The organism is Stenotrophomonas sp. TWI273 (assembly GCF_039674765.1).
GTDB lineage: Bacteria > Pseudomonadota > Gammaproteobacteria > Xanthomonadales > Xanthomonadaceae > Stenotrophomonas.
This window is the reverse complement of sequence record NZ_JBDJOA010000013.1, coordinates 1-25,076: the sequence shown is the minus strand read 5'-3', so window position 1 is coordinate 25,076 and position 25,076 is coordinate 1. Positions and strand designations below refer to the sequence as shown.

General features: G+C 67.5%; 25 protein-coding genes. 21 read left to right on the top strand and 4 right to left on the bottom strand.

What is annotated here, in order from left to right:
- Nucleotides 1-4 precede the first annotated feature (4 nt).
- From sufB to ABE571_RS14815, 17 genes are all read left to right on the top strand, one after another.
- Nucleotides 5-1,480, top strand: coding sequence for a Fe-S cluster assembly protein SufB (gene sufB / locus ABE571_RS14895; protein ID WP_259261287.1), 1,476 nt, complete (start codon nt 5-7; stop codon nt 1,478-1,480).
- A complete protein-coding gene (locus tag ABE571_RS14890) occupies nt 1,477-1,887 on the top strand; it encodes a lysozyme inhibitor LprI family protein (protein ID WP_346493958.1) in 411 nt (136 codons plus the stop codon). The genes sufB and ABE571_RS14890 overlap by 4 nt, the downstream gene beginning before the upstream one ends.
- Nucleotides 1,888-1,932: 45 nt before the next feature.
- Nucleotides 1,933-2,697 (top strand): Fe-S cluster assembly ATPase SufC, encoded by a 765-nt coding sequence (gene sufC / locus ABE571_RS14885; RefSeq protein ID WP_346493956.1) that lies wholly within the window; start codon nt 1,933-1,935, stop codon nt 2,695-2,697.
- Nucleotides 2,697-3,959 carry a Fe-S cluster assembly protein SufD gene (sufD, locus tag ABE571_RS14880; protein ID WP_313217484.1) on the top strand — a complete coding sequence of 421 codons (1,263 nt, stop codon included), beginning with the start codon at nt 2,697-2,699 and terminating at the stop codon, nt 3,957-3,959. Before sufC ends, sufD begins: the two co-directional genes overlap by 1 nt.
- The gene (locus tag ABE571_RS14875) at nt 3,956-5,212 is read left to right on the top strand and encodes a cysteine desulfurase (protein ID WP_346493954.1); all 1,257 of its coding nucleotides are present in this window, start codon (nt 3,956-3,958) and stop codon (nt 5,210-5,212) included. Before sufD ends, ABE571_RS14875 begins: the two co-directional genes overlap by 4 nt.
- A gap of 106 nt (nt 5,213-5,318) precedes the next feature.
- On the top strand, nt 5,319-5,855 hold the full coding sequence (locus ABE571_RS14870) for a GNAT family N-acetyltransferase (RefSeq protein WP_346493952.1): 537 nt from the start codon (nt 5,319-5,321) through the stop codon (nt 5,853-5,855).
- Nucleotides 5,852-6,184: a non-heme iron oxygenase ferredoxin subunit gene (locus tag ABE571_RS14865; protein WP_346466299.1), complete on the top strand. Its 333-nt coding sequence runs from the start codon at nt 5,852-5,854 to the stop codon at nt 6,182-6,184. Before ABE571_RS14870 ends, ABE571_RS14865 begins: the two co-directional genes overlap by 4 nt.
- A gap of 89 nt (nt 6,185-6,273) precedes the next feature.
- A complete protein-coding gene (locus ABE571_RS14860) occupies nt 6,274-6,654 on the top strand; it encodes a hypothetical protein (protein WP_346493950.1) in 381 nt (126 codons plus the stop codon).
- 146 nt (nt 6,655-6,800) lie between these two features.
- Nucleotides 6,801-9,122 (top strand): catecholate siderophore receptor Fiu, encoded by a 2,322-nt coding sequence (locus ABE571_RS14855; RefSeq protein ID WP_346482065.1) that lies wholly within the window; start codon nt 6,801-6,803, stop codon nt 9,120-9,122.
- 51 nt (nt 9,123-9,173) lie between these two features.
- Nucleotides 9,174-9,860: a Fe2+-dependent dioxygenase gene (locus tag ABE571_RS14850; protein WP_313217472.1), complete on the top strand. Its 687-nt coding sequence runs from the start codon at nt 9,174-9,176 to the stop codon at nt 9,858-9,860.
- A gap of 120 nt (nt 9,861-9,980) precedes the next feature.
- Nucleotides 9,981-10,418: a hypothetical protein gene (locus ABE571_RS14845; protein ID WP_346493948.1), complete on the top strand. Its 438-nt coding sequence runs from the start codon at nt 9,981-9,983 to the stop codon at nt 10,416-10,418.
- Between the two features lie 139 nt (nt 10,419-10,557).
- On the top strand, nt 10,558-12,981 hold the full coding sequence (locus tag ABE571_RS14840) for a TonB-dependent receptor (protein WP_346493946.1): 2,424 nt from the start codon (nt 10,558-10,560) through the stop codon (nt 12,979-12,981).
- A 150-nt stretch (nt 12,982-13,131) separates the two neighbouring features.
- Entirely contained in the window at nt 13,132-13,770 is a 639-nt protein-coding gene (locus ABE571_RS14835) for a PepSY-associated TM helix domain-containing protein (protein WP_345784554.1), read from the top strand.
- 22 nt (nt 13,771-13,792) lie between these two features.
- Nucleotides 13,793-14,311: a DUF2271 domain-containing protein gene (locus ABE571_RS14830; protein ID WP_313217466.1), complete on the top strand. Its 519-nt coding sequence runs from the start codon at nt 13,793-13,795 to the stop codon at nt 14,309-14,311.
- A 25-nt stretch (nt 14,312-14,336) separates the two neighbouring features.
- On the top strand, nt 14,337-15,143 hold the full coding sequence (locus ABE571_RS14825) for a DUF4198 domain-containing protein (RefSeq protein WP_346493944.1): 807 nt from the start codon (nt 14,337-14,339) through the stop codon (nt 15,141-15,143).
- Nucleotides 15,144-15,265: 122 nt separating this feature from the next.
- A complete protein-coding gene (locus ABE571_RS14820; RefSeq protein WP_313219147.1) occupies nt 15,266-16,246 on the top strand; it encodes an FAD:protein FMN transferase in 981 nt (326 codons plus the stop codon).
- Nucleotides 16,243-17,856, top strand: a complete 1,614-nt coding sequence (locus tag ABE571_RS14815) for a flavodoxin domain-containing protein (protein WP_346493942.1) — start codon at nt 16,243-16,245, stop codon at nt 17,854-17,856. The genes ABE571_RS14820 and ABE571_RS14815 overlap by 4 nt, the downstream gene beginning before the upstream one ends.
- Before the next feature lie 17 nt (nt 17,857-17,873).
- Here ABE571_RS14815 and ABE571_RS14810 read toward each other — a convergent pair whose 3' ends face one another.
- The 4 genes from ABE571_RS14810 to ABE571_RS14795 all read right to left on the bottom strand — a co-directional run bounded on the left by ABE571_RS14810 (nt 17,874) and on the right by ABE571_RS14795 (nt 21,002).
- Nucleotides 17,874-18,485 carry a HutD family protein gene (locus tag ABE571_RS14810; RefSeq protein ID WP_346493940.1) on the bottom strand — a complete coding sequence of 204 codons (612 nt, stop codon included), beginning with the start codon at nt 18,483-18,485 and terminating at the stop codon, nt 17,874-17,876.
- A 37-nt stretch (nt 18,486-18,522) separates the two neighbouring features.
- Nucleotides 18,523-19,230 carry a murein L,D-transpeptidase catalytic domain family protein gene (locus ABE571_RS14805; RefSeq protein WP_346493938.1) on the bottom strand — a complete coding sequence of 236 codons (708 nt, stop codon included), beginning with the start codon at nt 19,228-19,230 and terminating at the stop codon, nt 18,523-18,525.
- 27 nt (nt 19,231-19,257) lie between these two features.
- Nucleotides 19,258-20,262: a L,D-transpeptidase gene (locus ABE571_RS14800; RefSeq protein ID WP_346494016.1), complete on the bottom strand. Its 1,005-nt coding sequence runs from the start codon at nt 20,260-20,262 to the stop codon at nt 19,258-19,260.
- Between the two features lie 464 nt (nt 20,263-20,726).
- On the bottom strand, nt 20,727-21,002 hold the full coding sequence (locus tag ABE571_RS14795) for a ComEA family DNA-binding protein (RefSeq protein WP_313212612.1): 276 nt from the start codon (nt 21,000-21,002) through the stop codon (nt 20,727-20,729).
- 253 nt (nt 21,003-21,255) lie between these two features.
- Between ABE571_RS14795 and ABE571_RS14790 the strand changes: the two genes are divergently transcribed.
- Genes ABE571_RS14790 through murU form a run of 4 tightly spaced genes read left to right on the top strand, consistent with a single transcriptional unit; the run spans nt 21,256 to nt 24,872 of the window.
- Nucleotides 21,256-22,749: a M20 family metallopeptidase gene (locus ABE571_RS14790; RefSeq protein WP_313212597.1), complete on the top strand. Its 1,494-nt coding sequence runs from the start codon at nt 21,256-21,258 to the stop codon at nt 22,747-22,749.
- A gap of 59 nt (nt 22,750-22,808) precedes the next feature.
- Nucleotides 22,809-23,078 carry a GlsB/YeaQ/YmgE family stress response membrane protein gene (locus tag ABE571_RS14785; RefSeq protein ID WP_019185648.1) on the top strand — a complete coding sequence of 90 codons (270 nt, stop codon included), beginning with the start codon at nt 22,809-22,811 and terminating at the stop codon, nt 23,076-23,078.
- 58 nt (nt 23,079-23,136) lie between these two features.
- On the top strand, nt 23,137-24,162 hold the full coding sequence (locus tag ABE571_RS14780) for a phosphotransferase (protein ID WP_346493936.1): 1,026 nt from the start codon (nt 23,137-23,139) through the stop codon (nt 24,160-24,162).
- Complete coding sequence (gene murU / locus ABE571_RS14775; RefSeq protein ID WP_070426783.1) at nt 24,159-24,872, top strand: N-acetylmuramate alpha-1-phosphate uridylyltransferase MurU; 714 nt, start codon at nt 24,159-24,161, stop codon at nt 24,870-24,872. Before ABE571_RS14780 ends, murU begins: the two co-directional genes overlap by 4 nt.
- The last annotated feature ends 204 nt before the right edge of the window (nt 24,873-25,076 follow it).

The window sequence follows — 25,076 nt, the reverse complement described above, 5'->3', positions numbered from 1 at the left end:
CCCCATGGCCACCGATACCCTCGATACCGTCGCCACCGGCGATACCCCCAACCGCGAGATCCATGAGCAGCTCGGCCGCAAGTATTCGGCGGGCTTCATCACGGACATCGAATCGGACTCGTTGCCGCCCGGCCTGGACGAGGACACCATCCGTGCCCTGTCGGCCAAGAAGGACGAGCCGGAGTGGATGACGCAGTGGCGGCTGGACGCCTACCGCCACTTCCTGACCATGCCGATGCCGGACTGGGCCAAGCTGCAGATCGCGCAGATCGACCTGCAGGCGCTGAGCTATTACTCCGCGCCGAAGGGCCCGAAGTACGCCTCGCTGGACGATGTGCCCAAGGAACTGCTGGACACCTACGACAAGCTCGGCGTGCCGCTGCATGAGCGCGCCAAGCTGGCCGGCGTGGCCGTGGATGCGGTGTTCGATTCGGTTTCGGTCGGCACCACGTTCCGCAAGGAACTGGCCGAGAAGGGCGTGATCTTCTGCTCGATGTCCGAAGCGATCAAGGAACACCCGGAACTGGTCAAGCAGTACCTGGGGACCGTGGTGCCGGTCGGCGACAACTACTTCGCCGCGCTCAACTCGGCGGTGTTCTCCGACGGCAGCTTCGTGTTCATCCCCAAGGGCGTGCGTTGCCCGATGGAACTGAGCACCTACTTCCGCATCAACGCCGGCCACACCGGCCAGTTCGAGCGCACGCTGATCATCTGCGAAGACAAGGCGTACGTGTCCTACCTGGAAGGCTGCACCGCGCCGATGCGCGATGAGAACCAGCTGCATGCCGCGGTGGTCGAGCTGGTCGCGCTGGAAGACGCCGAGATCAAGTACTCCACGGTGCAGAACTGGTACCCGGGCGATGAGAACGGCGTGGGCGGCATCTACAACTTCGTCACCAAGCGTGCCGAGTGCCGTGGTGCGCGCAGCAAGGTCACCTGGACCCAGGTCGAGACCGGCTCGGCGATCACCTGGAAGTATCCGTCGTGCGTGCTGCTTGGCGATGATTCGGTCGGCGAGTTCCACTCGGTCGCGCTGACCCACCATCGTCAGCAGGCCGACACCGGTACCAAGATGATCCACATCGGCAAGCGCACCAAGAGCAAGATCGTCAGCAAGGGCATCAGCGCCGGCCATGGCCAGAACACCTACCGTGGCCTGGTGAAGATCGATCGCGGCGCCGAAGGCGCGCGCAATTACACCCAGTGCGATTCGCTGCTGATCGGCAAGAAGTCCGGCGCGCATACCTTCCCCTACATCGAGGTGAAGAACCCCAGCGCGACGGTCGAACACGAAGCGACCACCTCCAAGATCTCCGACGACCAGCTGTTCTATTGCCGCGCCCGTGGCATCGACCAGGAAAACGCGGTCTCGATGATCGTCGACGGCTTCTGCAAGCAGGTCTTCCGCGAGCTGCCGATGGAGTTCGCCGTGGAAGCCAAGAAGCTGCTGGAAGTCAGCCTGGAAGGCTCGGTCGGATGATCCGTGCCCTGATCAGCCTGGGTCTGCTGCTGGGCGCGGTGGCGCCTGTGGCCACGCAGGACGTGCAATGCGATCCGGGTGGCAACCAGCTCGAGCTCAATGCCTGCGCCGACAACGCGTTCAAGCAGGCCGATGCCGAGCTGAACGCGGTGTACCGTCAGATCGTGGCCAAGCTGGCCGGCGAGCCGGTCGCACTGGCAAAGATGAAAGCAGCGCAGCGCCTGTGGGTCCAGCTGCGCGACGCCGATCTGGACGCGCGCTACCCGGTGGGCGATGACGAGAACCCGCGCCTGCTGTACGGCTCGATGTATCCGATGCTGTATTCCGGCGCCAAGGCGGCCTTGACCACCACGCGGGTCACTTACCTGCGCAACGAATTCCTCGAGCGCAGCGAATACGACCTCTGAGTCGCGCTGCCTCCAGTTCCCCTATCTGACAAGACGATTATCGACATGTTGAAGATCGACAACCTCCACGCACGCATTGGCGAAAAAGAGATTCTCAAGGGCCTCTCGCTCGACGTGAAGCCCGGCCAGGTGCACGCCATCATGGGCCCCAACGGCGCCGGCAAGTCCACCCTGGGCAACGTCCTGGCCGGCCGCGACGGCTATGACGTGAGCGAAGGCAGCGTGCAGTTCGAAGGCCGTGACCTGCTCGAGCTGGCGCCGGAAGAACGCGCCGCCGCCGGCCTGTTCCTGGCCTTCCAGTATCCGGTGGAAATCCCCGGCGTGAACAACACCTACTTCCTGCGCGCGGCGCTCAACGCCCAGCGCAAGGCGCGCGGCGAGGAAGAGCTGGATTCGATGCAGTTCCTCAAGCTGGTCCGCCAGAAGCTGGCCGTGCTGCACCTGAAGGACGAGCTGCTGCACCGCGGCGTCAATGAAGGCTTCTCCGGTGGCGAGAAGAAGCGCAACGAGATCTTCCAGCTGGCCGTGCTCGAGCCGAAGCTGGCGATCCTGGATGAAACCGACTCCGGCCTGGATATCGACGCGCTCAAGAGCGTGGCCGACGGCGTCAACGCGCTGCGTTCGCCGGACCGCTCCTTCATCGTGATCACCCATTACCAGCGCCTGCTCGATTACATCAAGCCGGACGTGGTGCACGTGCTGGCCGAAGGCAAGATCGTGCAGAGCGGCGGCCCGGAACTGGCCCTGGAACTGGAAGCCCATGGCTACCACTTCCTGAAGGACCGCGTGGTGCCGGAGGCAGCGGTCTGATGAGCGCCCTGCTCGATTCCCTCGCCAGCGGCTTCTGCGGCAGCGATGCACGTCGCGCCGAGCTGGATGCCGCCCTGCAGGCCGGCCTGCCCGGCCCGCGCACCGAAGCCTGGAAATACACCTCCCTGCGCCAGCTGGAGCGTCGCAGCTTCCAGCCCGCCCCGCTCGCCCCGGCCGTGGTCGATGCCGCCCTGCTGGCCGACATTCCGTCGCCGCGGCTGGTGTTCGTCAATGGTCGCCCGTCCGGCGCGCTGAGCGATGTCGCCGCGGTGCCGGCCGGTGTGCAGCTGGCGACCCTGTCGTCGGCGCTGGCCGCGGGCGATGAAGCCGCTCGCTTCCTCGGCCGCCGCTTCGAGCGCAGCGAGGAAGTGTTCGCCCGCCTCAACGCCGCGCTCGCCGATGAAGGCGTGCTGCTGCGCGTGGAAGCCGGCGTGCAGGTCGAGACGCCGCTGCAGCTGGTCTTCATCAGCGTGGCTGGCGAGACCGATCTGTCCTGGCACCACCGCCACCTGATCGAACTTCGCGCTGGCGCTGCGCTGGGCGTGGTCGAGCACCACCTGCATGTCGGTGATGCCGCGCACCTGGACAACACCCTCGTGCACGTCCACCTGGCGCAGGATGCCGTGCTCTCGCACGCCCGTGTGCAGGCCGACGCCACCCGCGCCACCTCGCTGCTGCGCACCGACGCCGTGCTGGCCCGCAACGCGCAGTACCGTCGTGTCGATCTGGAACTGGGCGCCGCGCTGAGCCGCCATGAGCTCAACGTCCGCCTGGAAGGCGACAACGCCCAGCTGACCGCCAACGGCGTGCTGCTCGGCAACGGCCGCCGCCATGTCGATACCCGCCTGGGCATCGAGCACATCGCACGCGATACCGCCTCGGAAATGGTCTGGCGTGGTGTGGCGGCCAACCGCAGCCGCGTGGTCTTCCACGGTGGCATCCACATCCGCGAAGGCGCCGATGGCACCGACGCCAACCTGTCCAACAAGAACCTGCTGCTGTCGGCCGATGCCGAGATCGATACCCAGCCCACGCTGGTGATCGACGCCGACGAAGTGAAGGCCGCCCATGGTGCTACGGTCGGCCAGCTCGATGCGAATGCGCTGTTCTACCTGCGCTCGCGCGGCCTGCCGGCCGATCGCGCGCAGCAGTTGCTGAGCGCGGCGTTCTGCCATGAACCGTTGAACGCGCTCGACGCACGCCTGACCGAGCAGCTCACCGCCCAGCTCACCCGTGCACTGGCCCTGGCGGGCGTGGCATGAACCTGTCCACGCCGCGCCCGGTCGCCGATACCGGCGCCGCGCCCGATTGGGACCGCGTGCGCCTGGACTTCCCGCTGTTGATGCGCGAAGTGCACGGCAAGCCGCTGGTGTACTTCGACAACGCCAACACCGGCCAGAAGCCGGTGCAGGTGATCGGTGCGCTGGACGAGTTCTACCGCCGCTACAACGCCAACGTCAGCCGTGCAGTGCATGCGCTCGGCACCGAGGCGACCGATGCCTACGAAGGCGCGCGCAACAAGCTGGCGCGCTTCCTCAACGTGCGCGCCAGCGAACTGGTGCTGTGCAGCGGCACCACCTTCGCGATCAACCTGGTCGCCTATTCGTGGGCACTGCCGCGGCTGAAGGCCGGCGATGTCATCCTGGTCTCGCGCATGGAACACCACGCCAACATCGTGCCCTGGCAGCTGGTCGCCCAGCGCACCGGCGCGACGATCCGCGTGGCCGAGATCACCCCGGAGGGTGCCCTGGACCTGGACGCACTGCGTGCGGCGATGACCCCCGAGGTCAAGCTGCTCGCCGTTGCCCATGTGTCCAATGTGCTGGGCACGGTCAACCCGGTCCGCGAGATCTGCCGCGAAGCCCGCAAGCGCGGCATCGTCACCGTGGTGGATGGCTCGCAGGCCGTGCCGCACCGCAAGGTCGACATCCCCGCGATCGGCTGCGACTTCTATGCCATCACCGGGCACAAGATGTGCGGCCCGACCGGCACCGGCGCGCTGTGGGCCAGGCGCGAACACCTGGACGCCATGCCGCCGTTCATTGGTGGCGGCGAGATGATCAAGGAAGTGAGCTTCGAGGGCACCGTGTTCAACGATGCCCCGCACAAGTTCGAAGCCGGCACCCCGAACATCGCCGGTTTCATCGGCCTGGGCGTGGCGGTGGACTACCTCGAATCGCTCGGCCTGGACCACGTGGAAGCACGCGAAACCGAGCTGCTGGCGCACTTCAACGAAGAACTGGGCAAGATCGACGGCCTGCGCATCTTCGGCACCACGCCGGACAAGGCGGCGGTGGTCTCCTTCCTGGTGGAGGGCGCGCATTCGCACGACCTGGCCACCCTGCTGGACCTGGAAGGTGTTGCCGTGCGCTCGGGCCAGCACTGCGCGCACCCGCTGCTGCAGTATTACGGCGTCGCCGCGACCTGCCGCGCCTCGCTGGCGTTCTACAACACGCATGACGAGATCGAGCGCTTCATCGTGGCGCTGAACAAGGTGCGCAAGCTGCTGGGCTGAGCCCGCCTCGTCTGTGCCCCCCTGGAACGCCGTGGCCTGCCACGGCGTTTTTCGTTGCCCGCCCCGGTCGTTTCCGTCCGGGCCCCGGCCAGCCTAAAATGGCGGCATGAGCACCCTGACCTACCGCGCCGCCACGCTGGCCGACATCCCCGCCCTCGTCACCCTTGTCACCTCCGCCTACCGGGGCGATGCCAGCCGCGCCGGCTGGACCACCGAGGCTGACCTCCTCGATGGCGCCCGCATCGACCCGCAGGGTCTTCAGGCCGACATCGAGCGCCCGCGCAGCACCATCCTGCTCGCCGAGCGCGAGGGCCAGCTGCTGGCCTGTGCACATATCGCCGATGACCAGGGCAAGGGCTACTTCGGCATGTTCTCGGTGGACCCGACCCAGCAGGGCGGCGGCGTCGGCAAGCAGGTGATGCTGGCCGCCGAAGCCCACGCCGCGCGCGAGTGGGGGGTATCGGTCATGCAGATGACGGTGATCGACATCCGCGACGAACTGATCGCCTTCTACGAGCGCCGCGGCTACCAGCGCACCGGCATCAAGAAGCCCTTCCCGTATGGCGATGAACGCTTCGGCATCCCCAAGCGCGACGATCTACGCTTCGAGATCCTGGAAAAGCCGCTGGCGGTGCCGGCGTGAGTGACACCTGGACCTTCGTCTGCGCCAGCGCCGAGCTGCTGCCGGGCGAGATGAAGAGCACCTTTGATGAAGTGACCGGCACGCCGATCGTGGTGTTCAACCTGGACGGCGAGCTGTACGCGCTGGAAGACCAGTGCACCCACGACGAGTTCGAGCTGTCCTCGGGCACCTTTGATATCGGCGAGGCCAGCATCGAGTGCGTCCTGCACGGGGCCCGCTTCGATATCCGCGACGGCGCCGCGCTGTGCGCCCCCGCCTACTCGCCGGTCGCGAAGTTCCCGGTCAAGCGGGAACACGACGCGGTCTGGGCCCGCGACGACCGCGACTGAGCCGGGCTGAACGGCGGCTTTTTGAAAACGCGAATTATTCCTATTACGATAGGCATTGCGGCCAGCCGGTCGCGCCCGTCCGGTAGCCCGTGTCCGCCCACCGCTCTCTTCTTGGCGCTCTTGCCCTGTGGGCCACGCTCTGCGTGGTGCTGCTGGCGTGCCGCGGGCTGAGCGGACCCCAGCGCGGCGCTGAGCCAGGCAAGGCGACGGCACGGGCCTCGCTGGCCTGGGACATCTCGCCGACGGCGACCGCCCCGGCCATGCCCGTGCCCGAGCTCCCGGCGGCAGAGCCCCCGTCGGCCGCCGAGTCCGGCCCCGATCCCGAACTCGGCCATGTCGGCGTGCCCCTGCGTCAGCGGCGCACCGGCTGGACGACCCTGGTCCCGCTGTGGCCGTCCGATGCGCTGCGGCGGCAGCGGCTGGAACCTTCGCTGCGGCTCAATCCCGGCCACGCGCCTCCCCACGCCTGATCCCTGCCCCACGCACCGCGTGGGGCGTGCCGTGCCTGCGCCTGTGCGCAGTGCGAACGGCTTCGCGTGCCCGCGTCTCCATTGCCGGCCGCTGTTCCCCGCGCGTGCCGCGCCGCCCGTCTTTCCCTTCCCGGATCGTCCACACCATGATCAAGAGCCGCAAGCATTCTTCCTTTCCGCGCACCGTTGCCGGTCGCGCCACTGCCGGCCTGGTCACCGGGCTGAGCCTGGCTGTCCTGCCGGTCATCGCGCACGCCCAGTCCAGTGGCAACACGCCGCAGACCCTGGATCAGATCGATGTGCGCGGCGTGCGCGGCTTCAAGGCCGACAAGGTCGCTTCCCCGAAGTTCACCCAGTCGCTGCAGGACACCCCACAGACGATCCAGGTGATCACCAGCGACCTGTTCAATCAGCAGGGTGCGACCACGCTGACCGATGCGCTGCGCAACAGCCCGGGGGTGGGTACGTTCTACGTGGGTGAGAACGGCAACACCAACACCGGCGACAGCATCTTCATGCGCGGCTTCGACACCTCCAGCAGCATCTTCGTCGATGGCGTGCGCGACCTCGGCTCGATCTCGCGGGATGTGTTCAATACCGAGCAGGTGGAGGTGGCCAAGGGCCCGGCCGGCACCGACAACGGACGCTCGGCACCCACGGGTGCGATCAACATGGTCAGCAAACAGGCCAACCTGCACAACGCCGTGTCGGGCACGGTCTCGGCCGGTACCGACAGCCAGCAGCGCGGCACCGCCGATTGGAACCAGGCGCTCGGCGCAACCAGTGCGTTGCGCGTGAATGCGATGTGGCAGGACAGCGACCAACCCGGCCGCGACCACGTCAACAACCGCCGCTGGGGCATCGCACCGTCGTTGGCGTTCGGCCTGGGCACCAGCACGCGTTATTTCCTCAACCTGCTCTACGTGGACCAGGACAACGTGCCCGACGGCGGCGTGCCGACCCTGGGCCTGCCGGGCTGGACGCCGCAGCCCAGCCTGGAGCAGCTGGCCGGCCAGCCGGTCGATCCGGAGAATTTCTACGGCACCCGCGCCGACCACGACGATGTCACCGCGAAGATGGCGACGTTCCGCATCGAGCACGACATCAACGACGCGGTGCGCGTGACCAACACCGCCCGCTGGGGCCGCACCGACCAGGATTACCTGCTGACCGCGTTCATGGGTACCGGCACGCGCGGTGCCAATGGCGCACCGACCGGCAACATCCGCTTCACCAACCCGGCCGATCCAGCCACCTACACCATCGCGCGCAGCCTGCCGACCTTCAAGGACCAGCAGAACACGATCCTGACCGACCAGCTCAACCTGCGGGCGGATATCACCACCGGGGCGATCGTGCACAACCTGAGCGCCGGCCTGGAATTCACCCGCGAGGAGCTCAAGAGCTTCGGCCAGGCCGCCACCGGTGGCACCACCTGGTCGCCGGCCAACCTGTATGCCCCGGACTGGAACGCGACCGGACTGACCTGGGCACACAACGGCGCCGACAGCCACGGCAAGACCACCACCTCCTCGATCTATCTCTTCGACACCCTCAACCTCGGCGAAAGCCTGCTGGTCACCGCAGGTCTGCGCGCGGACCACTACTCGACCGAGTACCAGAGTGCGTCGGTGTGCGGCGGCCGTGGTCCGGCCTGTGGCGCCAACCCGGTTGGCACCGTGATCGCCAATCCCTCGCTTGAACATTCGGACACCCTGCTCAACTGGAAGCTCGGCGCGGTCTACAAGGTCGATGACATCGTCAGCCTGTACGCCAACTACGCCCTCTCCCAGCAGCCGCCGGGCGGCAGCAACTTCCAGCTGAGCGCCTCTACCAGCAGCGCTGACAATCCGAGCCTGGAGCCGCAGAAAGCCAGGACCGTCGAAGTGGGGACAAAGTGGGCCTTCCTCGATGACGCACTCGCTTTCAACGTGGCGCTGTTCAAGACCGAGGTCAGCAACGAGATCAACACGCAGGTCCTGGACGATGCGGGCAACCCGACCCAGACCGGCAAGAAGTCGGTGCAGGGCATCGAAGTCTCCACCGTGGGCCGCATCACCGACAACTGGTCGGTTTCGGCGGGTTACAGCCATCTGGATACCGAGGTGGAAGAAGGCGCCAACGTCGCCGCCGACGGCACCCGCAACCTGACCTACACCCCGGGCGACACCTTCACCAGTTGGACCAGCTATGCCTTCCCGTCCGGCCTGACGATCGGCGGCGGCGTGCGCTACGCCGGCCAGATGCATCGCGGCACCGACGGTGCGGTCGGTACCCCGGCCTTCACCAAGTCCTACACGGTTTACGATGCGGTGGCTTCGTATGCCATCAACGAGCACCTGGTGCTGCGCTTGAACGCCTACAACCTGTTCGACAAGCAGTACGTGGCTGCGATCAACAAGAGCGGCTACCGTTACACCCCGGGTGCCCCGCGCACCGTCCTGTTCAGTGCGGACTTCCGCTTCTGACCACCGGCCGACGCAGGGGAGCCCTCCCCTGCGTCGTACAAGGACCCTGTCATGTTGCTGCATGTTCCCGACGTACTGAGCGCGGATGAACTGGCCCACCTCCAGCGCGCGCTGGCCGAGGCGGCATGGGCCGATGGGCGCGAGACCGTCGGCGCGCAGGGCGCGCAGGTCAAGCGCAATGAACAATTGCCCGACGCCTCGCCCCTGAAGGCCGAGCTGGGCCGGATCGTGCTGGGCGCCCTGGACCGGCATCCGCTGTTCTTCGCGGCGGCATTGCCACTGCGGATTCTGCCGCCCCGTTTCAACCGCTACCAGGGCGGCGGCGAGTACGGCTTCCACGTGGATGGGGCGGTGATGATTACCCAGCTGGACGGACAGCGCAGTCATCTGCGCTCGGACGTATCGTGCACGCTGTTCCTCACCGCGCCGGACGACTATGACGGCGGCGAGCTGGTGATCAGCGATACCTACGGCGAGCACGAGGTGAAGCTCCCCGCCGGCGATCTGGTGCTGTATCCCTCGAGCAGCCTGCACCGCGTCAATCCGGTCACCCGTGGGTCGCGGCTGGCCTCATTCTTCTGGGTGCAGAGCATGGTGCGCGATGACAGCGCGCGGCGCACGCTGCTGGAGATGGACAGTGCGATCGAAACGCTGCGCACCACCGGTGCCGACAGCGCGGCCGTGCTGCAGTTGACCGGCGTGTATCACAATCTCCTGCGACGCTGGAGCGAGATCTGAGCCTGGCGCCATAGGCCCCTGCAATCGCAAATCATTCCCATTTGCGCTTGGGAACATTTCTCACTACAATCTCGGCGCGTTGCGAACCGGAGGTCCGGTCCGCCGTTTCGGGATCTTCCCTTGCGCCACCCCCACCGCCATCGCAGCTTTGCCACCGCCATGCGCGGGCAGCGCCCGGCGCTGCCTGTGGTGCTGGCGTGGTTGGCGGTGCTGGCGATGCTGTTTACCGGCCTGCCGGTGCTGGAGCGTGTTGCCCCGGGCAGCACCGTGATGGTCCTGCAGATGCCAATGGACGAGCGTCCTGTCGGCGGCGGTGAGACCGCGGTGCAGGAAGACACCCCGGCCAAGCCGCGCCGGGTCACCAGCGCGCGCCCTGCTTCCACGCCACCGCCGCAGCCGTCGCTGCCACCGGTCGTGGAATCGCTGGATGCGCTGATGGCCACGCTGGTAGCACAGCCGCCACGGGTCGTACCCGCCATTGATTCGGCACCGGCCACGCCGCTGCCTGCTGCACCCGGCCTGCGCGTCCAGCGCGGCCAGGCCCCTCCGCAGGGCTGATCCCGACTGCCGGCGGCGCCATCGCGCCCCGCGCGGTCACGCACGCTCTGCCCGTTCCGGGCCTTCCTGATTCCTGCGCGTGTTGCCGCCCTGCGGCCTGCCGCGTTGCGTCCGCGTTCTTCTTTCCGAGGTTACCCCCATGGCCCAGCGCCATCGTCGTCGCACGTCCCTGTCCCGCTGCACCCTGTCCATCGCCCTGCTCGGTGCGCTGAGCGCCCCGGCCTTCGCCAACGGCGAGGCCGCCGCCCCGACCACGCTGGACAAGGTGGTCGTGACCGCCGCCGGCTTCGAGCAGAAGATCGCCGATGCCCCGGCCAGCATCAGCGTCATCAGCCGCGAAGAACTAAGCAAGCGCCCGTACACCAGCCTGGTGGATGCGCTGCGCGACGTGGAAGGCATCGACGTGGGCATGGAGCCGACCGACAAGAACGGCCGCGCCACCATTTCCATGCGTGGCATGCCCTCGGACTACACCCTGGTGCTGATCGACGGTCGCCGCCAGAGCAACGCCGGCAACCTGTACCCGAACAACTTCGGTGGCGGCCAGTTCTCGTACATGCCACCGCTGGATGCGATCGAACGCATCGAAGTGGTCCGCGGCCCGATGTCGACCCTGTACGGCTCCGATGCGATGGGCGGGGTGATCAACATCATCACCCGCCGCAACCAGACCGAGTGGCATGGCGCGGTCACCCAGGGCTTCACCCTGCAGCAGGACGACCAGTTCGGTGATGCCCGCAGCACCGATGTCTACCTGAGTGGCCCGCTGGTCAAGGACCGCCTGGGCCTGTCGGTGCGCGGCAGCTATTACGACGCCAAAGCCTCCAACCCGGAATGGGATGACCTGCCGCTGCCGGACGGCACGCTGTGGTCGCGCAGCATCGGCTTCGGTGGCGGCGGCAAGGCGGTGGCCAACACCAACTGGAACACCGGCCTGCGCCTGAACTTCATCGTCAATGACGACCACGAGCTGTGGCTGGACTACGACGTGTCGCGCCAGAAGTACGACAACAGCGAAGGCCAGACCGGCACCCTGGACAGCCTGGCCAGCCTGTGGCGCGTTGGCAATGCGACGATCCGCAACCCAAACGGTCCGGGCAACATCACCCGCCGCGTGGTGCAGCCGCGCGTGGGTTACACCGCCTACCAGCGCTATGAGCGCGACCAGCTGGCACTGACCCATCAGGGCCGCTATGAGTTCGGCACCTGGCAGACCACGCTGACCCACATCACCAGCAACAACCTCGGCCGCTCGCTGCCGCTGACCCTGGACGAGCGCGCTGATCTGCAGGGCCTGTGGAACGACGTCTGCCGCCGCACCGGTGCCGCCGCCAACTGCGCGGCCGGCGCACGCAACGGACTGGGCGCGCTCAACGCCGCCGAGCTGGCGCGCCTGCAGGCCTTCCTGCCGCGCCCGCTGCGCACGATGGAGCTGAAGGGCAACGTGCTGGACACCATGCTCGACCTGACCTTCGGCGCGCACAAGCTCACCGTGGGCGGCCAGTACAACGACACCGACATGGTCGATGGCGTGTTCGGCATGGACGGCAACGGCTACAAGAACAACGTCAAGCAGCAGCACCGCATGTGGGCGCTGTTCGCCGAGGACAACTGGTCGCTGACCGATACCCTGACCGCCACGGTCGGCGTGCGCTATGACGATCACAACATCTTCGGCAGCCACGTCAGCCCGCGCGCCTACCTGGTGTGGAACGCCAGCGATGCCTGGACTGTCAAGGGCGGCATCAGCACCGGCTACAAGACCCCGCGTCCGGATCAGCTGTTCCCGGGCATCGTCGGCTTCGGCGGCCAGGGCGTGACCCCGCTGGTCGGCTCGCCCAACCTGAAGCCGGAAACCAGCACCAACTACGAAATCGCCACTTACTACGAAGGCGATCGCTGGGGCTTCAACCTCACCGGCTTCCTCAACAAGTTCGATGACAAGATCGCCAGCGGCGGCACCTTCGCCAACTGCGAAGTCGCCCCGAACGATGGCAGCTACTGCGTGGACATCGGTCCGGGCTGGGCCGAGCTGGGCTACAGCACCTTCGGCCAGAGCGTGAACATCGACAAGGCCGAAACCCGCGGCGTCGAAGCTGCCGCCCAGGTCGATCTGCTGGACACCCTGCAGCTGCGCGGCAACTACACCTGGACCAAGAGCGAGCAGACCAGCGGCACCGGCAAGGGCCTGCCGATCACCGGCAACCCGGCCAAGCACATGGCCAATGCGAGCCTGAACTGGCAGATCAGCGAGGCGGTGAGCCTGTCGCTGATCGGCGAAGGCCGCTACGACCGCTACCGCGACACGCTGGTCAGCAACGTCGGCGGCGTGAGCAGCTCGCAGACCCGCTATTACGAGGACTACACGATCTTCCACCTCGGCGGCAGCTGGGATATCAACAAGTGGCTGACCGTCAACGCGCGGGTCAACAACCTGTTCGACAAGGACTTCGTCTCGCAGTCCTGCGTGCTGATCAGCGACAGCGAGTTCAGCTGCGTGGACGATTACGCCACCAAGGATCAGCGTCGCAGCTACTGGATCTCATTAAACGCCAAGTTCTGAGGCACACCGCGGCGGCGTCCTGAGTGACGTCGCCGCTGGCCTTGACCTCGGGCAGCGCGCCGGCGACGGAACGCTGCCTTCTTTTTTCACAAATTGCGAATCATTCTCATCAATGGTGTAATTCGCCCCTCAGTACTCTCTCTCCCGACCGTGGCCACCAGCGCTCCTTCTTCCAGCGTGCAACAACAACGCCGCGGCTTCTGGCTGCGCACGCTGCACCAGTGGCACTGGATCAGCTCGGCGGTGTGCCTGATCGGCATGCTGCTGTTCGCCGCGACCGGCATCACCTTGAACCACGCGGCCAGGATCGAAGCCACGCCGCAGGTGGTCAGCCGCCAGCTCGAGCTGCCTGCTGACCTGCTCGGCAAGTTGGGCGACCGCGCCGATGGCCACGCGCCCATTCCCCGGGTGGCCAGCCGCTGGCTGGATGCGCAGCTCGGCATCTCGATCGGGCGCCGCCCGGCCGAATGGTCCGATGGCGAAATCTATCTCTCCATGCCCAGCCCGGGGGCCGATGCCTGGCTGAGCATCGACCGCGAAACGGGCGACGTGGAATACGAATCCACCGCACGCGGCTGGGTGTCCTATTTCAACGATCTGCACAAAGGGCGCAATGCCGGGCCCGCCTGGGGCTGGTTCCTGGATATCTTCGCCGTGGCCTGCCTGGTGTTCTGCATCACCGGCCTGTTCCTGCTGCACCTGCATGCCCGCCAGCGCCGCATGACCTGGCCGCTGGTCGGCCTGGGCCTGCTGATCCCGCTGCTGATCGCCCTGATCCTCATCCACTGACCGTCCCTTCCGGAGTCGCACCATGCGCGTCACCCTGACCATCGCCCTGAGCGGCCTGCTGGCCACCTCGCCGGCCTATGCCACCACCCTGGACATCAACGTCGAGGTGCCCAAGCTCAACGTGGCCGAGTACCACCGCCCGTATGTGGCCGTGTGGCTGGAAGGGGCCGACCAGAAGGTCGCCGCCAACCTCTCCGTCTGGTACCAGCAGACCGGCAACGCCGAAGGCCATGGCACCAAGTGGCTGCCCGACCTGCGCCAGTGGTGGCGCAAGAGCGGTCGCACGCTGGAGGTGCCGGTGGACGGCGTGACCGGCCCGACCCGCCCGGTCGGCAAGCACGCGCTCTCCTTCAGCGACAAGCAGCCGGCGCTCAAGGCGCTGGCACCGGGCAACTACACCCTCGTGGTGGAAGCGGTGCGCGAAGTCGGCGGCCGCGAACTGCTCAAGATCCCCTTCACCTGGCCGGCCACGTCCGCCCAGTCCGGCAAGGCCCAGGGCGCGACCGAACTCGGTCTGGTCACCCTGACCGCCAAGCCCTGATCCCCCATCCACCTGGAGTTTTTCGATGAAGCGCACGCTCGTCCTCGCCGCCGCCATGGCCGCCGCACTTCCGTTCTCCGCCCTGGCCCACAAGGCCTGGCTGCAGCCCTCGCAGACCGTGATCGCGGGCACCAACCCGTGGATCACCGTCGATGCGGCGGTCTCCAACGACCTGTTCTATTTCAACCACGTGCCGCTGCGCCTGGACAACCTGGTCATCACCGCGCCGGACGGCAGCACCGTGCAGCCGCAGAACGCGGCGACCGGCAAGTTCCGCAGCGTGTTCGATGTCGAGCTGACCCAGCAGGGCACCTACCGCCTGGCCACGATCAACAACGGTCTGTCGGCCAGCTGGGAAGAGGACGGCAAGCCCAAGCGCTGGCGCGGTACGCCGGCCACCTTCGCCACCGAAGTGCCGAAGAACGCCAGGAACCTGCAGGTCTCGCAGTCGGTCGGTCGCGTGGAAACCTTCGTCACCAACGGCACCCCGAACGACACCGCGCTCAAGCCGACCAACCAGGGCATCGAGATGATCGCCCTGGCTCACCCGAACGATCTGGTCGCCGGTGAAGCCGCGCGCTTCCGCGTGCTGGTCGACGGCAAGCCGACCGCCGGCCTGGCGTTCGAGATCACCCGCGGCGGCACCCGGTACCGCAACGCCCAGGACGAGATCAAGGTCAGCACCGATGCCAAGGGCGAGTTCGCCGTCACCTGGCCGGAAGCAGGCATGTACTGGCTGGAAACCGGCACCGAGGACAGCAAGACCTCGATCAAGGAAGCCAAGAAGCGTCGCCTGAGCTACGTGGCCACGCTGGAAGTGCTGCCCGAGTAACGGCCTTCGGCGCGGCCGCTGCACGCGCCGTCCACCTCACCCCGCCCCCGTCGACACGACGGGGGCTTTTCACCCGACGCAGTCCGGCCATCGGGCTTACTAGGCCCGACGTGCCCATCCCCATGAACAACCCGGATCTCGACATCGCCAGCCTCGGCGGCCACACCATGGGCACCACCTGGCAGGTAAAGCTGGCCGTGGCGCGCAGCCGCGACCTGCACCCGCTGCACGCCGGCATCCAGGCGCAGCTGGACGCCATCGTGGCGCAGATGAGCACGTGGGAAGCCGACAGCGATATCGCGCGCTTCAACCGTGCGCCCGCGGGTGAGTGGCAGGCGCTGCCGCCCTTGTTCGACACCGTGATGCAGTGCGCGCTGGACATCGCACAGCGCAGCGGTGGCGCCTTCGATCCGACCATCGGCCCGTTGGTGGCCTTGTGGGGATTCGGCGCACAGGCGCAGGCCCGGCGCATTCCCGATGCGGCCGCCCTCGCCGCCACCCGTGCGCGGTGTGGGTGGGAACGGCTGCAGTGGCAGCCCGGTCGCCTGCTGCAACCCGGTGGGCTGGCGCTGGATCTGTCGGCGATTGCCAAGGGATTTGGTGTCGATCAGGTCAGCAGGTGGCTGCGCGGGAACGGGGTGCACGCCGCACTGGTGGAGGTCGGCGGCGAGCTGCACGGCTTTGGCCGCAAGCCTGATGACCAGCCGTGGCGCGTGCTGGTGGAATCGGCCCCGGAAGACGATGCACAAGCAGACCATCCGCCACGCGTGCTCGCGCTGGGAGATCGGGCGGTGGCCACCTCCGGTGATCGCTGGCATCACTTCGAACAGGGCGGCGAGCAGTTCAGCCACACGCTGGATCCGCGCACCGGTGCACCGGTCACGCGCGCTGCGGCCGCGGTCACCGTGGTCGCCGACAGTGCCATGCAGGCCGATGCCTGGGCCACCGCATTGACGGTGATGGGCCCCGACGAGGGCATCACATTTGCGCGCACCCATGCACTGGCCGCCCGCGTTGTCAGCCGGGGCGCGCACGGGATCGAGGAACAGATGAGTCCCGCATTCGAGCACCTGCTCGCCGACGACCGCGTGGGCGCGGCATGAGTCTGCGTCCTTCCCGTGCGTGGCTGGGCAACCTGGCGGTCATGTTGTTGCTGGCGGTCATCGCCTGGGCGCTGCTGCGCCTGCATCTGGGTGACGCGTGGTGGCAGAGCGCACCCCTGGCCTCGCAGTGGCGCTGGGCAGCGGGCAGCCTGGTGGGCTATGCCGCGTTCTGCACGCTGATCTGGTGGCGCGGGCGCGCGCGCGAAGACCACGTGGCCGACAACGGACCCGCACCGATCCTGCTTGTCTGGGCGAGCCAGACCGGCTTCGCGCAGCAGCTGTGCGAACGCAGTGCGCAGGCGTTGCGCGCTGCCGGCCTGCCGGTCCGCATCCGCGCGCTGCATGCGGTGACGGCCGAGCTTCTGCAGCGCAGCGGGCAGGCGTTGTTCGTGGCCAGCACCACCGGCGAAGGCGATGCGCCGGATCATGCCCTGCCCTTCCTGCGCAAGGTGATGCCACAGGCGCTCGCATTGCCGCAGCTGCAGTACGGCGTGCTGGCACTGGGTGATCGCAGCTACGGGCATTTCTGCGCGTTTGGCCACCAGCTCGATGCGTGGCTGCGTCAGCACGGCGCGCATCCGCTGTTCGATACCGTGGAGGTAGACAACGCCGATCCCGGCGCACTGCGCCACTGGCAGCAACTGCTCGGCCAGCTCGGTGGTGAAGCGACCGAACTGCCGGACTGGGCCCCGGCCGATTATCTGCCGTGGCAACTGCAGGCGCGCCATCTGGAAAACCCGGGCAGCCCGGGCGCACCGACCTACCGCATCACCCTGGTACCTGCCGATGGCGTGCTGCCGGCGTGGCAGGCCGGCGACGTGGTCGAGATCGGGCCGCAGCATTCGCCGGCCGAGGTCGAGGCCTGGCTGCGCGATACCCCCTGGGAGGGCGATGCGGACATCGATGGACAGCCGCTGCGTGCGCATCTCGCGCGGGCGCATCTGCCCAGCAGCGACGAGACGGCCGCGTTTGCCGACACAGACGCGCTGATCGCCGCGCTACGCCCGCTGCCGCACCGGGAGTACTCCATCGCCAGCCTGCCTGCCGAAGGCCAGGTGCAGTTGCTGCTGCGCCGTCAGCTGCGTCCTGATGGCACCCCGGGACTGGGCAGCGGCTGGTTGTGCGATCACGCTGCGTTGGATGGGCGCATCGATCTGCGCTTCCGCAGCAACCCGAACTTCCACGGTGCGGCAGCGGCAACGCCGCTGATCCTGATCGGCAACGGCACCGGCATCGCCGGCCTGCGCGCCCACCTGCGCGAGCGCATCAGTGCCGGCGCGCGCCGCAACTGGCTGCTGTTCGGCGAGCGTACGGCCGCGCACGATTTCTTCTTCGGCGACGACCTGCGCGCCTGGCAGCGCGATGGCTGGATCGCGCGTCTGGATACGGTGTTCAGTCGCGACGCTGGTGAGCATCACTACGTGCAGGACCGGCTGCAGGCGCAGATCCACACGCTGCAGCAGTGGGTGCACGACGGTGCCACGATCCTGGTCTGCGGCAGCCTGCAGGGCATGGCCCCGGCGGTGGATGCGGTGATCGAGCAGGCGCTGGGCCGCGACGGGAAAGAGGCCTTGATCGTGGCCGGGCGCTACCGGCGCGACGTGTACTGAGGATTGTCGGCAGGCCCTCAGGCGTTGCGGCCCCCCGCAGCGACACGGATCGCCAGCAACTCGCCGCCGCCGTGCAAGGCAAACCGGCGGCGCTCACCGGCGGCCAACCAGGCGGTATCACCGGCGGCCAGCGGTGCCAGCGACGGCTCGCCTTCGAATTCGGCCTGGCCGGCAAGCAGATGAATCGCCCACGCCGCCTCCGGTTCGGTGAAGAAGAACATGCTGCCCACCAGCGGCCGGTGCAGCAGCTCGGCCTGCACGGCATCGCGCCGCCACATCAGATTGAAATCGTGGGTCACCCCGTCGATCAGTTCGCCGGTCACCTGCGCTTCGCCCGCAAACCGCAGGCGGTCGTGCGGCGGCATCAGGGTATGCAGTGCGCCATCGGCGAACCGCAGGTGCAGGCCTTCGCCACGCAGCAGCACCAGTTCGCGGTCGATCCCGGGAAAGGCCGAGAACGCGGCGTCCTGCTCGATCTCGGCGATCGACAGGCGCACCTGCCAATTGTCGTTGTCGGGCACGCGCAGGATCTCTCGGGTCCAGCCCAGGCCGTTGCGCCAGCGTTCGCGGCGGTATTCGAAGGAGGGGATGACGCGGCTGGCCGCGCTCAGGACGGTATCGGTCGACATGGCGCCAGTGTGCCTGAGCCGACGCAGCAGAGCTGCCTCAGGACACGCCGCCGCAATCGGGTTCCAGCAGGCGCGAACGCGCCAGCCAGTCCTTGTCGGGGTAATACGCAAACACCATCGTGCCCCCGCGCAGACTGTCGATCAGCGGCCGCGCCACGGACAGCCGCACGGCGGGGCACCCCAGGCTGCGGCCCAGCCGGCCCTGCAGACGCGCGATCGCGGGGTTCACGTACGGCGCGCCGTGGATGACGATCGCACGGTCGCGGGCATGGTCGTTGAAGCCCGGCTCCAGCCCTTCCAGGCGCAGCGAATAGCCGTTGCCGCCCATGTAGGTCTCCTTGGCGGTGAACGCGCCCAGGCTGGACATGAAACTGCCGTCCTTGTTGGAGAAATGCTGGGTACGGTTGTCACCGCTGTTGCGCCCATGCGCAACCCACTCCTCGAACAGCAGCCGCTGGCGGGTCAGATCGAAAATCCACATACGCGGTTCGGTCGACGGCCGCGAGTAATCGATCACGCTCAACTTGCCCGGGTCGACGCCGAGCTCCGGCCGGCGCAACGCACAGCGCATCGCGCGGGCCGCCAGCTGCAACACGTGTTTGTCCGCAGCCGGTGCGGCCTTGGAGAGCATCTCGGCCATCTGCACCGGAGTCGCCTCCGGGGCCGGCGCAGGGCTGGCAGCGCCCGCCGTGGCGGACGCGATCAGGCCGCAGAACGCGGCAGGCAGCAATTTCACAACGGGCATGGGCAGCACACCAACCGGAGGCAACGCTTACAACGTGGACCCGCCGGCGTCGGATTCCAAGACGGGCTGCAGGTTCTGTTCATCGGGCACCGGGCGAACCGCGGGCAGGCTGGTCACCAGCAGCGTGGTGCCGGGCACCAGCACGCTGTAAAGCTGTTCGGCGAATTCCGGCGGCAGCGCCATCGGCAGGCTCGGCGTGGCGAGCAGGTCCGGGGTGGCATTGGCGGCGGTCTGGCCCAGCAGTGGGTAGGCGGTCCAGCGGTGCAGCGGGCGGTGCGGGTCCAGCGGGCTGGGGTTGTCCTGGTAGCCCTGGCCCATCACGAACAACGTGGTGCCCTCGAACGCCGGCAAGGCCTTGGCCTCCAACCGCGACTCGCCGATCAGCACGCCATCGCGCAGCACATACAGGCGTTGATCATGCAGGCTGACCAGAATGCCGACCTGGCCGGCCGGGGCCGCCGCATCGTTCCAGTAATGCGCCGGCGCGTCGGTGCTCTCGACCAGCGGTTTGCCGGTGCTGCTGACCGGCGCCAGCACGGCCGGATAGGCCAGCGTCATCGGCGCGCTCTTGGCATCGGCCACCACCACGGTATCGCCGCGGTGGGTTTCGCCGAACAGCTTCTGCGCGAACGCCTGTGGCAGCCGCACGCAGCCGTGCGAGGCCGGGTGACCGGGCAGGCTGCCGCCGTGCAGCGCGATACCGTCCCAGGTCAGGCGCTGCATGTAGGGCATCGGCGCGCTGTTGTAGAGGTTGGACTTGTGGTCCTTGTCCTTCTGCAGGATCGTGAACACGCCGGTGGGGGTTTCATGCCCGGTCTTGCCCGAGCTGATCGTGCTCATGCCGATCGCGATGCCGTTGCGGTACACGTAGGCGCGCTGCTCATCGAGGCTGACCACCAGCACGATCGGGCCGGACGGGGAGATCTCCGGATGCCAGAGAAACTCGCCGGGCTTGAGATCGGTGGGACCGCGCGGGGCCTCGGTCGTCTTGCTGGCCGTCGGCGCACTGTTGGCGGTCGTGGCGGGAAGCATCCCGGTCGCCAGCAGCGTCCCGAGGGCCAGACTCAACAGCGTGCTGCGTACTGCCATGTCGTGCATCCATTCGAAGAGATGCCGCCACGCTACACGAAGTGCCTGCATGCGTTCGCGAAAACACGCGCAGCCCTGCTGCCGGTTTTCGTGCGCCCCAAAAAGTAATTGCCCGGCCACACATCCTGTGCAGACCGGGCAATCGATACATCCTTGTCGGCATCCCGCCTTCCCCCTGTGCATCCTGCCCAGTCTGGGTGCCGGCCATGCATCCTGCACTCGGCCGTATATGCTTCCGCCATCTCAACCCTTCCCGGGGTCTGGATGCCACCGTCCTGGTGGGTCCGCGCCAATCCTTCCGCGCCGCCTCCCTGCGTGCTGCCTCCCTGCAGCTGTCGGTGCCGCCGCGGCATCCTGCCGTGGCGACCAGTGACCGGCGTCCTGCCTGTCCCGACCTGTCCTGTTGTTCAGCGCCTTGGTACGGAGGCCGGCGCTGCCCTCCTGGGCGGTGCCTCGGCCGGCGCCTGCCTGGCCCCGGTCGTCATCCGTTGTCGATTCCGTTCGACGGTAGCTGTCCCTATCCCCTTCACCCGCGCCAGATCCTCGACGTGTTCAAAGGGTCCGTGTTGTCGCCGGTACGCGACGATCGCTTCGGCCCTCATCGGCCCCACGTTCGCCAGTCCCTGCCGCAGCGTCGACGCGTCCGCCGTATTGATGTTGATCCGATCGGCCGCGAAGGCCATTCCGCTCAACAGCAGTCCCAGCACCAGCGCCCTGCACGAAAACCAAGGTCCCACCGTGTAACTCCTTGTGGCTCGGAACCGGCCCCTGCCGGCAATCCTGTCGAAGGTTCCAGCGTCCCTCGCCACATACACACAGCCTATCGTCCACGGCACCTTCACACAGCAGGCCTAACACCCGACGTGGTGTAGGGAAATACCTACCCCAGCGCAGGCGTAGAATGGCGGGACTTGTCAAAAGCACTCTGGAGTTCAGATGGACAGCGCCAAGCTCGGCCAATTCGTCAGTGAAAAGTGGGACAACGAGATCGTCCCGCAATTGGTCGATTACATCCGTATCCCCAACAAATCGCCGATGTTCGACGCCGATTGGGTCGCCAACGGCTACATGGAACAGGCCGTCACCCTGATGGAAACCTGGGCCCGCGCCCAGAACCTGCCGGGCCTGACCGTCGAGGTCGTGCGCCTGGAAGGCCGCACCCCGCTGCTGCTGCTGGAAATCCCGGCCTCCGGCGCCGAGACCGGCGACGACACCATCCTGCTGTACGGCCATCTGGACAAGCAGCCGGAAATGACCGGCTGGGACGACGACCTGGGTCCGTGGATCCCGGTGCTGCGCGGCGACAAGCTGTACGGCCGCGGCGGCGCCGATGACGGCTATGCGATGTTCGGTTCGCTGGCCGCCGTGCTGGCGCTGCAGGAACAAGGCCTGCCGCACGCGCGCTGCGTGATCCTGATCGAAGCCTGCGAAGAATCCGGCAGCTACGACCTGCCCGCCTATGTCGACCACCTGGCCGACCGCATCGGCAAGCCCTCGCTGGTGGTGTGCCTGGATTCGGGCTGCGCCAACTACGACCAGCTGTGGTGCACCACCTCGCTGCGCGGCCTGACCGGCGGCAACTTCTCGGTCAAGGTGCTCAACGAAGGCGTGCATTCCGGCGATGCCTCCGGCGTGATCCCGTCCAGCTTCCGCCTGCTGCGCCAGCTGATCTCGCGCATCGAGGACGAGAACACCGGCCGCATCCTGATCGACGGCATGAATGTCGAAATCCCGGCCGAGCGCCAGGAACAGGCCAAGCGTGCCGCTGAAGTGGTGGACACCGCGATCTTCGAGAAATTCCCGATGGTCGATGGCCTGCGCCCGATGAACGACGACCTGGCCGAACTGGTGCTCAACCGCACCTGGCGCCCGGCGCTGTCGGTCACCGGTGTGGACGGCCTGCCGCCGCTGGCCTCGGCCGGCAACGTGCTGCGCCCGCATACCGCGGTGAAGCTGTCACTGCGCCTGCCCCCGACCGCTGACGGCAAAGCCTGCGGCGAGCTGCTCAAAGAAGCCCTGCTGCGCGATCCGCCGAACGGTGCGGAAGTGAAGCTGGACCTGGAGAAGGCCTCCAGCGGCTGGAATGCGCCGGCGATGGCGCCGTGGCTGACCCAGGCGATCGACGACGCCAGCCAGACCTTCTTCGGCAAGCCGGCGATGTACATGGGCGAAGGCGGCTCGATCCCGTTCATGGGCATGCTCGGCGAGAAGTTCCCGGGTGCGCAGTTCATGATCACCGGCGTGCTCGGCCCGCACTCCAACGCACACGGCCCGAACGAGTTCCTGCACATCCCGATGGGCAAGCGCGTGACCTCCTGCGTGTCCAAGGTGATCAGCGAGCATTACGCGGCCAGCCTGCGTGGCGAGACCAGCGGTTCGCCGGTCGCCGCCGACAGCGGCACCCGTCACGGTGGCCACGGCTGCTGCTGACGTTGGCGGACGCAGCCTGGCCTTGCTAGGCTGCGTCCACCTCTACTGACGCATTTGGCATGAACGGACTGTTTGGCAGCACCAGCTGGCTCTACATCATCCTGGTCGGCTTCGTCGTCGGTCTGCTCGGGCGCTTCTTCATGCCCGGCAACAACCGCATGGGCTGCCTGCTGACCATCGTGCTCGGCATCGTCGGCGCCCTGCTGGCCGGCTGGTTCGGCCAGTACATGGGCTGGTATGCCCGCGGCGAGCCTGCCGGTTTCATCGGCGCGATCCTCGGTGCGGTCGCGGTCCTGGCCGTGCTCCGGCTGTTCAGCAGCAAGCGCTGAGCATCGCCCTCTTCTTTCTTCCCGCGCGCCTTCCGGCGCCGCTTCGACGTACCCGTCCATGAACGATCCCGCTTCCGATCCGCTGCGCGCCGAACACCGCCGGCAGTGGACCTGCGCCGCCCTCGGCGACCCGGCCACCGCGCTTGACCGTGCGTCGGTCGATGCCGGTTTCCGCAGCTACTGGCGCGCCACCAGCGCGCGCGGCAGCCACATCGTGATGGATTCCCCGCCCGGGCTGGAGGATGTGCGCCCGTGGCTGCGCATGCACGACCTGCTCGAGCCCAACGGCGTGCGCGTGCCGCAGGTACTGGCACGCGATGAAGACAACGGCTTCCTGCTGCTGGAAGACCTGGGCGGCCCGACGCTGGCCCGCCATATCGACACCGACAACGCCGATGCCTGGTTCGATGCCGCCTTCGCGCAACTGATCCGGCTGCAGTCCATCCCGGTGCCCGAGGGCATGGGCAGCTTCGGCGAGGCGCTGCTGCAGCGTGATGCCGGGCTGTTCGACGAATGGTTCCTGCAACGTCACCTCGGCCTGGCACTGGACTGCGGCGAGATCGAGCACCTGCAGCGCATGCACCGCCTGCTGATGGACAACGCCCTGCAGCAGCCGCAGGTGCTGACCCACCGCGATTTCATGCCGCGCAACCTGATGCCGATCGACGGCGGGCCGGCCGTGCTGGATTTCCAGGATCTGGTGCGCGGGCCGATCGCCTACGACCCGGTCAGCCTGTTCAAGGATGCGTTCCTGAGCTGGCCGATCGAACGCGTGGACGCGTGGTTGGCGCGCTATCACGCGCTCGCCCTGGCCGCCGGCCTGCCGGTGCGGCCGTGGCCGCAGTTCCTGCGCGACGCCGACTGGATGGGCGTGCAGCGCCACCTCAAGATTCTCGGCCTGTTCGTGCGCCTGCGCGACCGCGACGGCAAGGGTCACTACTTCGAGGATGCACCCCGTTTCATCCGCTATCTGGATGAAGTGCTGCCGCGCCATCCCGAGCTGGCCCCACTGCACGACCTGTTCGAGCTGCGCATCAAACCGGCCCTGGCCCGCATCGCCGAACCGGTGCAGGCGCGCCCATGAAGGCCATGATCTTCTCGGCCGGCAAGGGCGAGCGCATGCGCCCGCTGACCCTGCACACGCCCAAGCCACTGCTGGTGGCCGGTGGCAAGCCGCTGATCGTGTGGCACTTGGAACGGCTCGCTGCCGCCGGCATCGATGAGGTGGTGATCAACACCGCCTGGCTGGGTGACCAGTTCGCACCCGCGCTGGGCGACGGTGCGCGCTGGGGGCTGCGCCTGCACTTCATCGATGAGGGCGCCGTGCCGCTGGAAACCGGTGGCGGCATCCTCAATGCCCTGCCGATTCTCGGCGAGGCACCGTTCCTGGTGATCAACGGCGATGTGTGGACGGATATGGAGGTCGCCACGTTGCCGCGCACGCCTGCCGGCGATGCGCATCTGGTGCTGGTCGACAATCCCGCGCAGCACCCGCGCGGTGATTTCATCCTGCACGCCGATGGTCGCGTCAGCGATGACGGCGACAGCGCGCGGCTCACCTATGCCGGTATCGGCGTGTACCGCCCGGCGATCCTCGACGGCTGGCGGGCGGTGATCGGCGACACCACCGGGGCCGGCGCGACACCGCCGCAGTTCAGCCTCGTCCCCCTCCTGCGCCACGCGATGGCGCAGGGCCGTGTGACCGGCCAGCACCATCGCGGCCGATGGACCGACGTAGGCACGCCGGAGCGTCTGGCGCAGCTGGACGCCCAGTTGCAATCCCCGCACGGATAAAACACCGCGCCCCCCCTTGGGCGACCCGGTGGTAGAGCCGACCGTTGGTCGGCTGCTCTCCGCCCGATGGTAGAGCCGACCGTTGGTCGGCTGCTCTCCGCCCCGGTGGTAGAGCCGACCGTTGGTCGGCTGCTCTCCGCCCGATGGTAGAGCCGACCGTTGGTCGGCTGCTCTCCGCCCGAGCCCACCTGAGCAGCCGACCAA

Excerpts from the sequence above, each read along its gene's own strand:
- ABE571_RS14810 (WP_346493940.1), bottom strand. The coding sequence starts at position 18,485 with ATGTCGACCGATACCGTCCTGAGCGCGGCCAGCCGCGTCATCCCCTCC.
- sufB (WP_259261287.1), top strand. The coding sequence starts at position 5 with ATGGCCACCGATACCCTCGATACCGTCGCCACCGGCGATACCCCCAAC.
- ABE571_RS14795 (WP_313212612.1), bottom strand. The coding sequence starts at position 21,002 with ATGGCCTTCGCGGCCGATCGGATCAACATCAATACGGCGGACGCGTCG.
- ABE571_RS14785 (WP_019185648.1), top strand. The coding sequence starts at position 22,809 with ATGAACGGACTGTTTGGCAGCACCAGCTGGCTCTACATCATCCTGGTC.
- ABE571_RS14840 (WP_346493946.1), top strand. The coding sequence starts at position 10,558 with ATGGCCCAGCGCCATCGTCGTCGCACGTCCCTGTCCCGCTGCACCCTG.
- ABE571_RS14805 (WP_346493938.1), bottom strand. The coding sequence starts at position 19,230 with ATGCCCGTTGTGAAATTGCTGCCTGCCGCGTTCTGCGGCCTGATCGCG.
- ABE571_RS14820 (WP_313219147.1), top strand. The coding sequence starts at position 15,266 with ATGAACAACCCGGATCTCGACATCGCCAGCCTCGGCGGCCACACCATG.
- ABE571_RS14850 (WP_313217472.1), top strand. The coding sequence starts at position 9,174 with ATGTTGCTGCATGTTCCCGACGTACTGAGCGCGGATGAACTGGCCCAC.
- ABE571_RS14875 (WP_346493954.1), top strand. The coding sequence starts at position 3,956 with ATGAACCTGTCCACGCCGCGCCCGGTCGCCGATACCGGCGCCGCGCCC.
- sufD (WP_313217484.1), top strand. The coding sequence starts at position 2,697 with ATGAGCGCCCTGCTCGATTCCCTCGCCAGCGGCTTCTGCGGCAGCGAT.
- ABE571_RS14815 (WP_346493942.1), top strand. The coding sequence starts at position 16,243 with ATGAGTCTGCGTCCTTCCCGTGCGTGGCTGGGCAACCTGGCGGTCATG.
- ABE571_RS14800 (WP_346494016.1), bottom strand. The coding sequence starts at position 20,262 with ATGCTTCCCGCCACGACCGCCAACAGTGCGCCGACGGCCAGCAAGACG.
- ABE571_RS14890 (WP_346493958.1), top strand. The coding sequence starts at position 1,477 with ATGATCCGTGCCCTGATCAGCCTGGGTCTGCTGCTGGGCGCGGTGGCG.
- ABE571_RS14780 (WP_346493936.1), top strand. The coding sequence starts at position 23,137 with ATGAACGATCCCGCTTCCGATCCGCTGCGCGCCGAACACCGCCGGCAG.
- ABE571_RS14855 (WP_346482065.1), top strand. The coding sequence starts at position 6,801 with ATGATCAAGAGCCGCAAGCATTCTTCCTTTCCGCGCACCGTTGCCGGT.
- ABE571_RS14870 (WP_346493952.1), top strand. The coding sequence starts at position 5,319 with ATGAGCACCCTGACCTACCGCGCCGCCACGCTGGCCGACATCCCCGCC.
- ABE571_RS14825 (WP_346493944.1), top strand. The coding sequence starts at position 14,337 with ATGAAGCGCACGCTCGTCCTCGCCGCCGCCATGGCCGCCGCACTTCCG.
- ABE571_RS14790 (WP_313212597.1), top strand. The coding sequence starts at position 21,256 with ATGGACAGCGCCAAGCTCGGCCAATTCGTCAGTGAAAAGTGGGACAAC.
- ABE571_RS14830 (WP_313217466.1), top strand. The coding sequence starts at position 13,793 with ATGCGCGTCACCCTGACCATCGCCCTGAGCGGCCTGCTGGCCACCTCG.
- murU (WP_070426783.1), top strand. The coding sequence starts at position 24,159 with ATGAAGGCCATGATCTTCTCGGCCGGCAAGGGCGAGCGCATGCGCCCG.
- sufC (WP_346493956.1), top strand. The coding sequence starts at position 1,933 with ATGTTGAAGATCGACAACCTCCACGCACGCATTGGCGAAAAAGAGATT.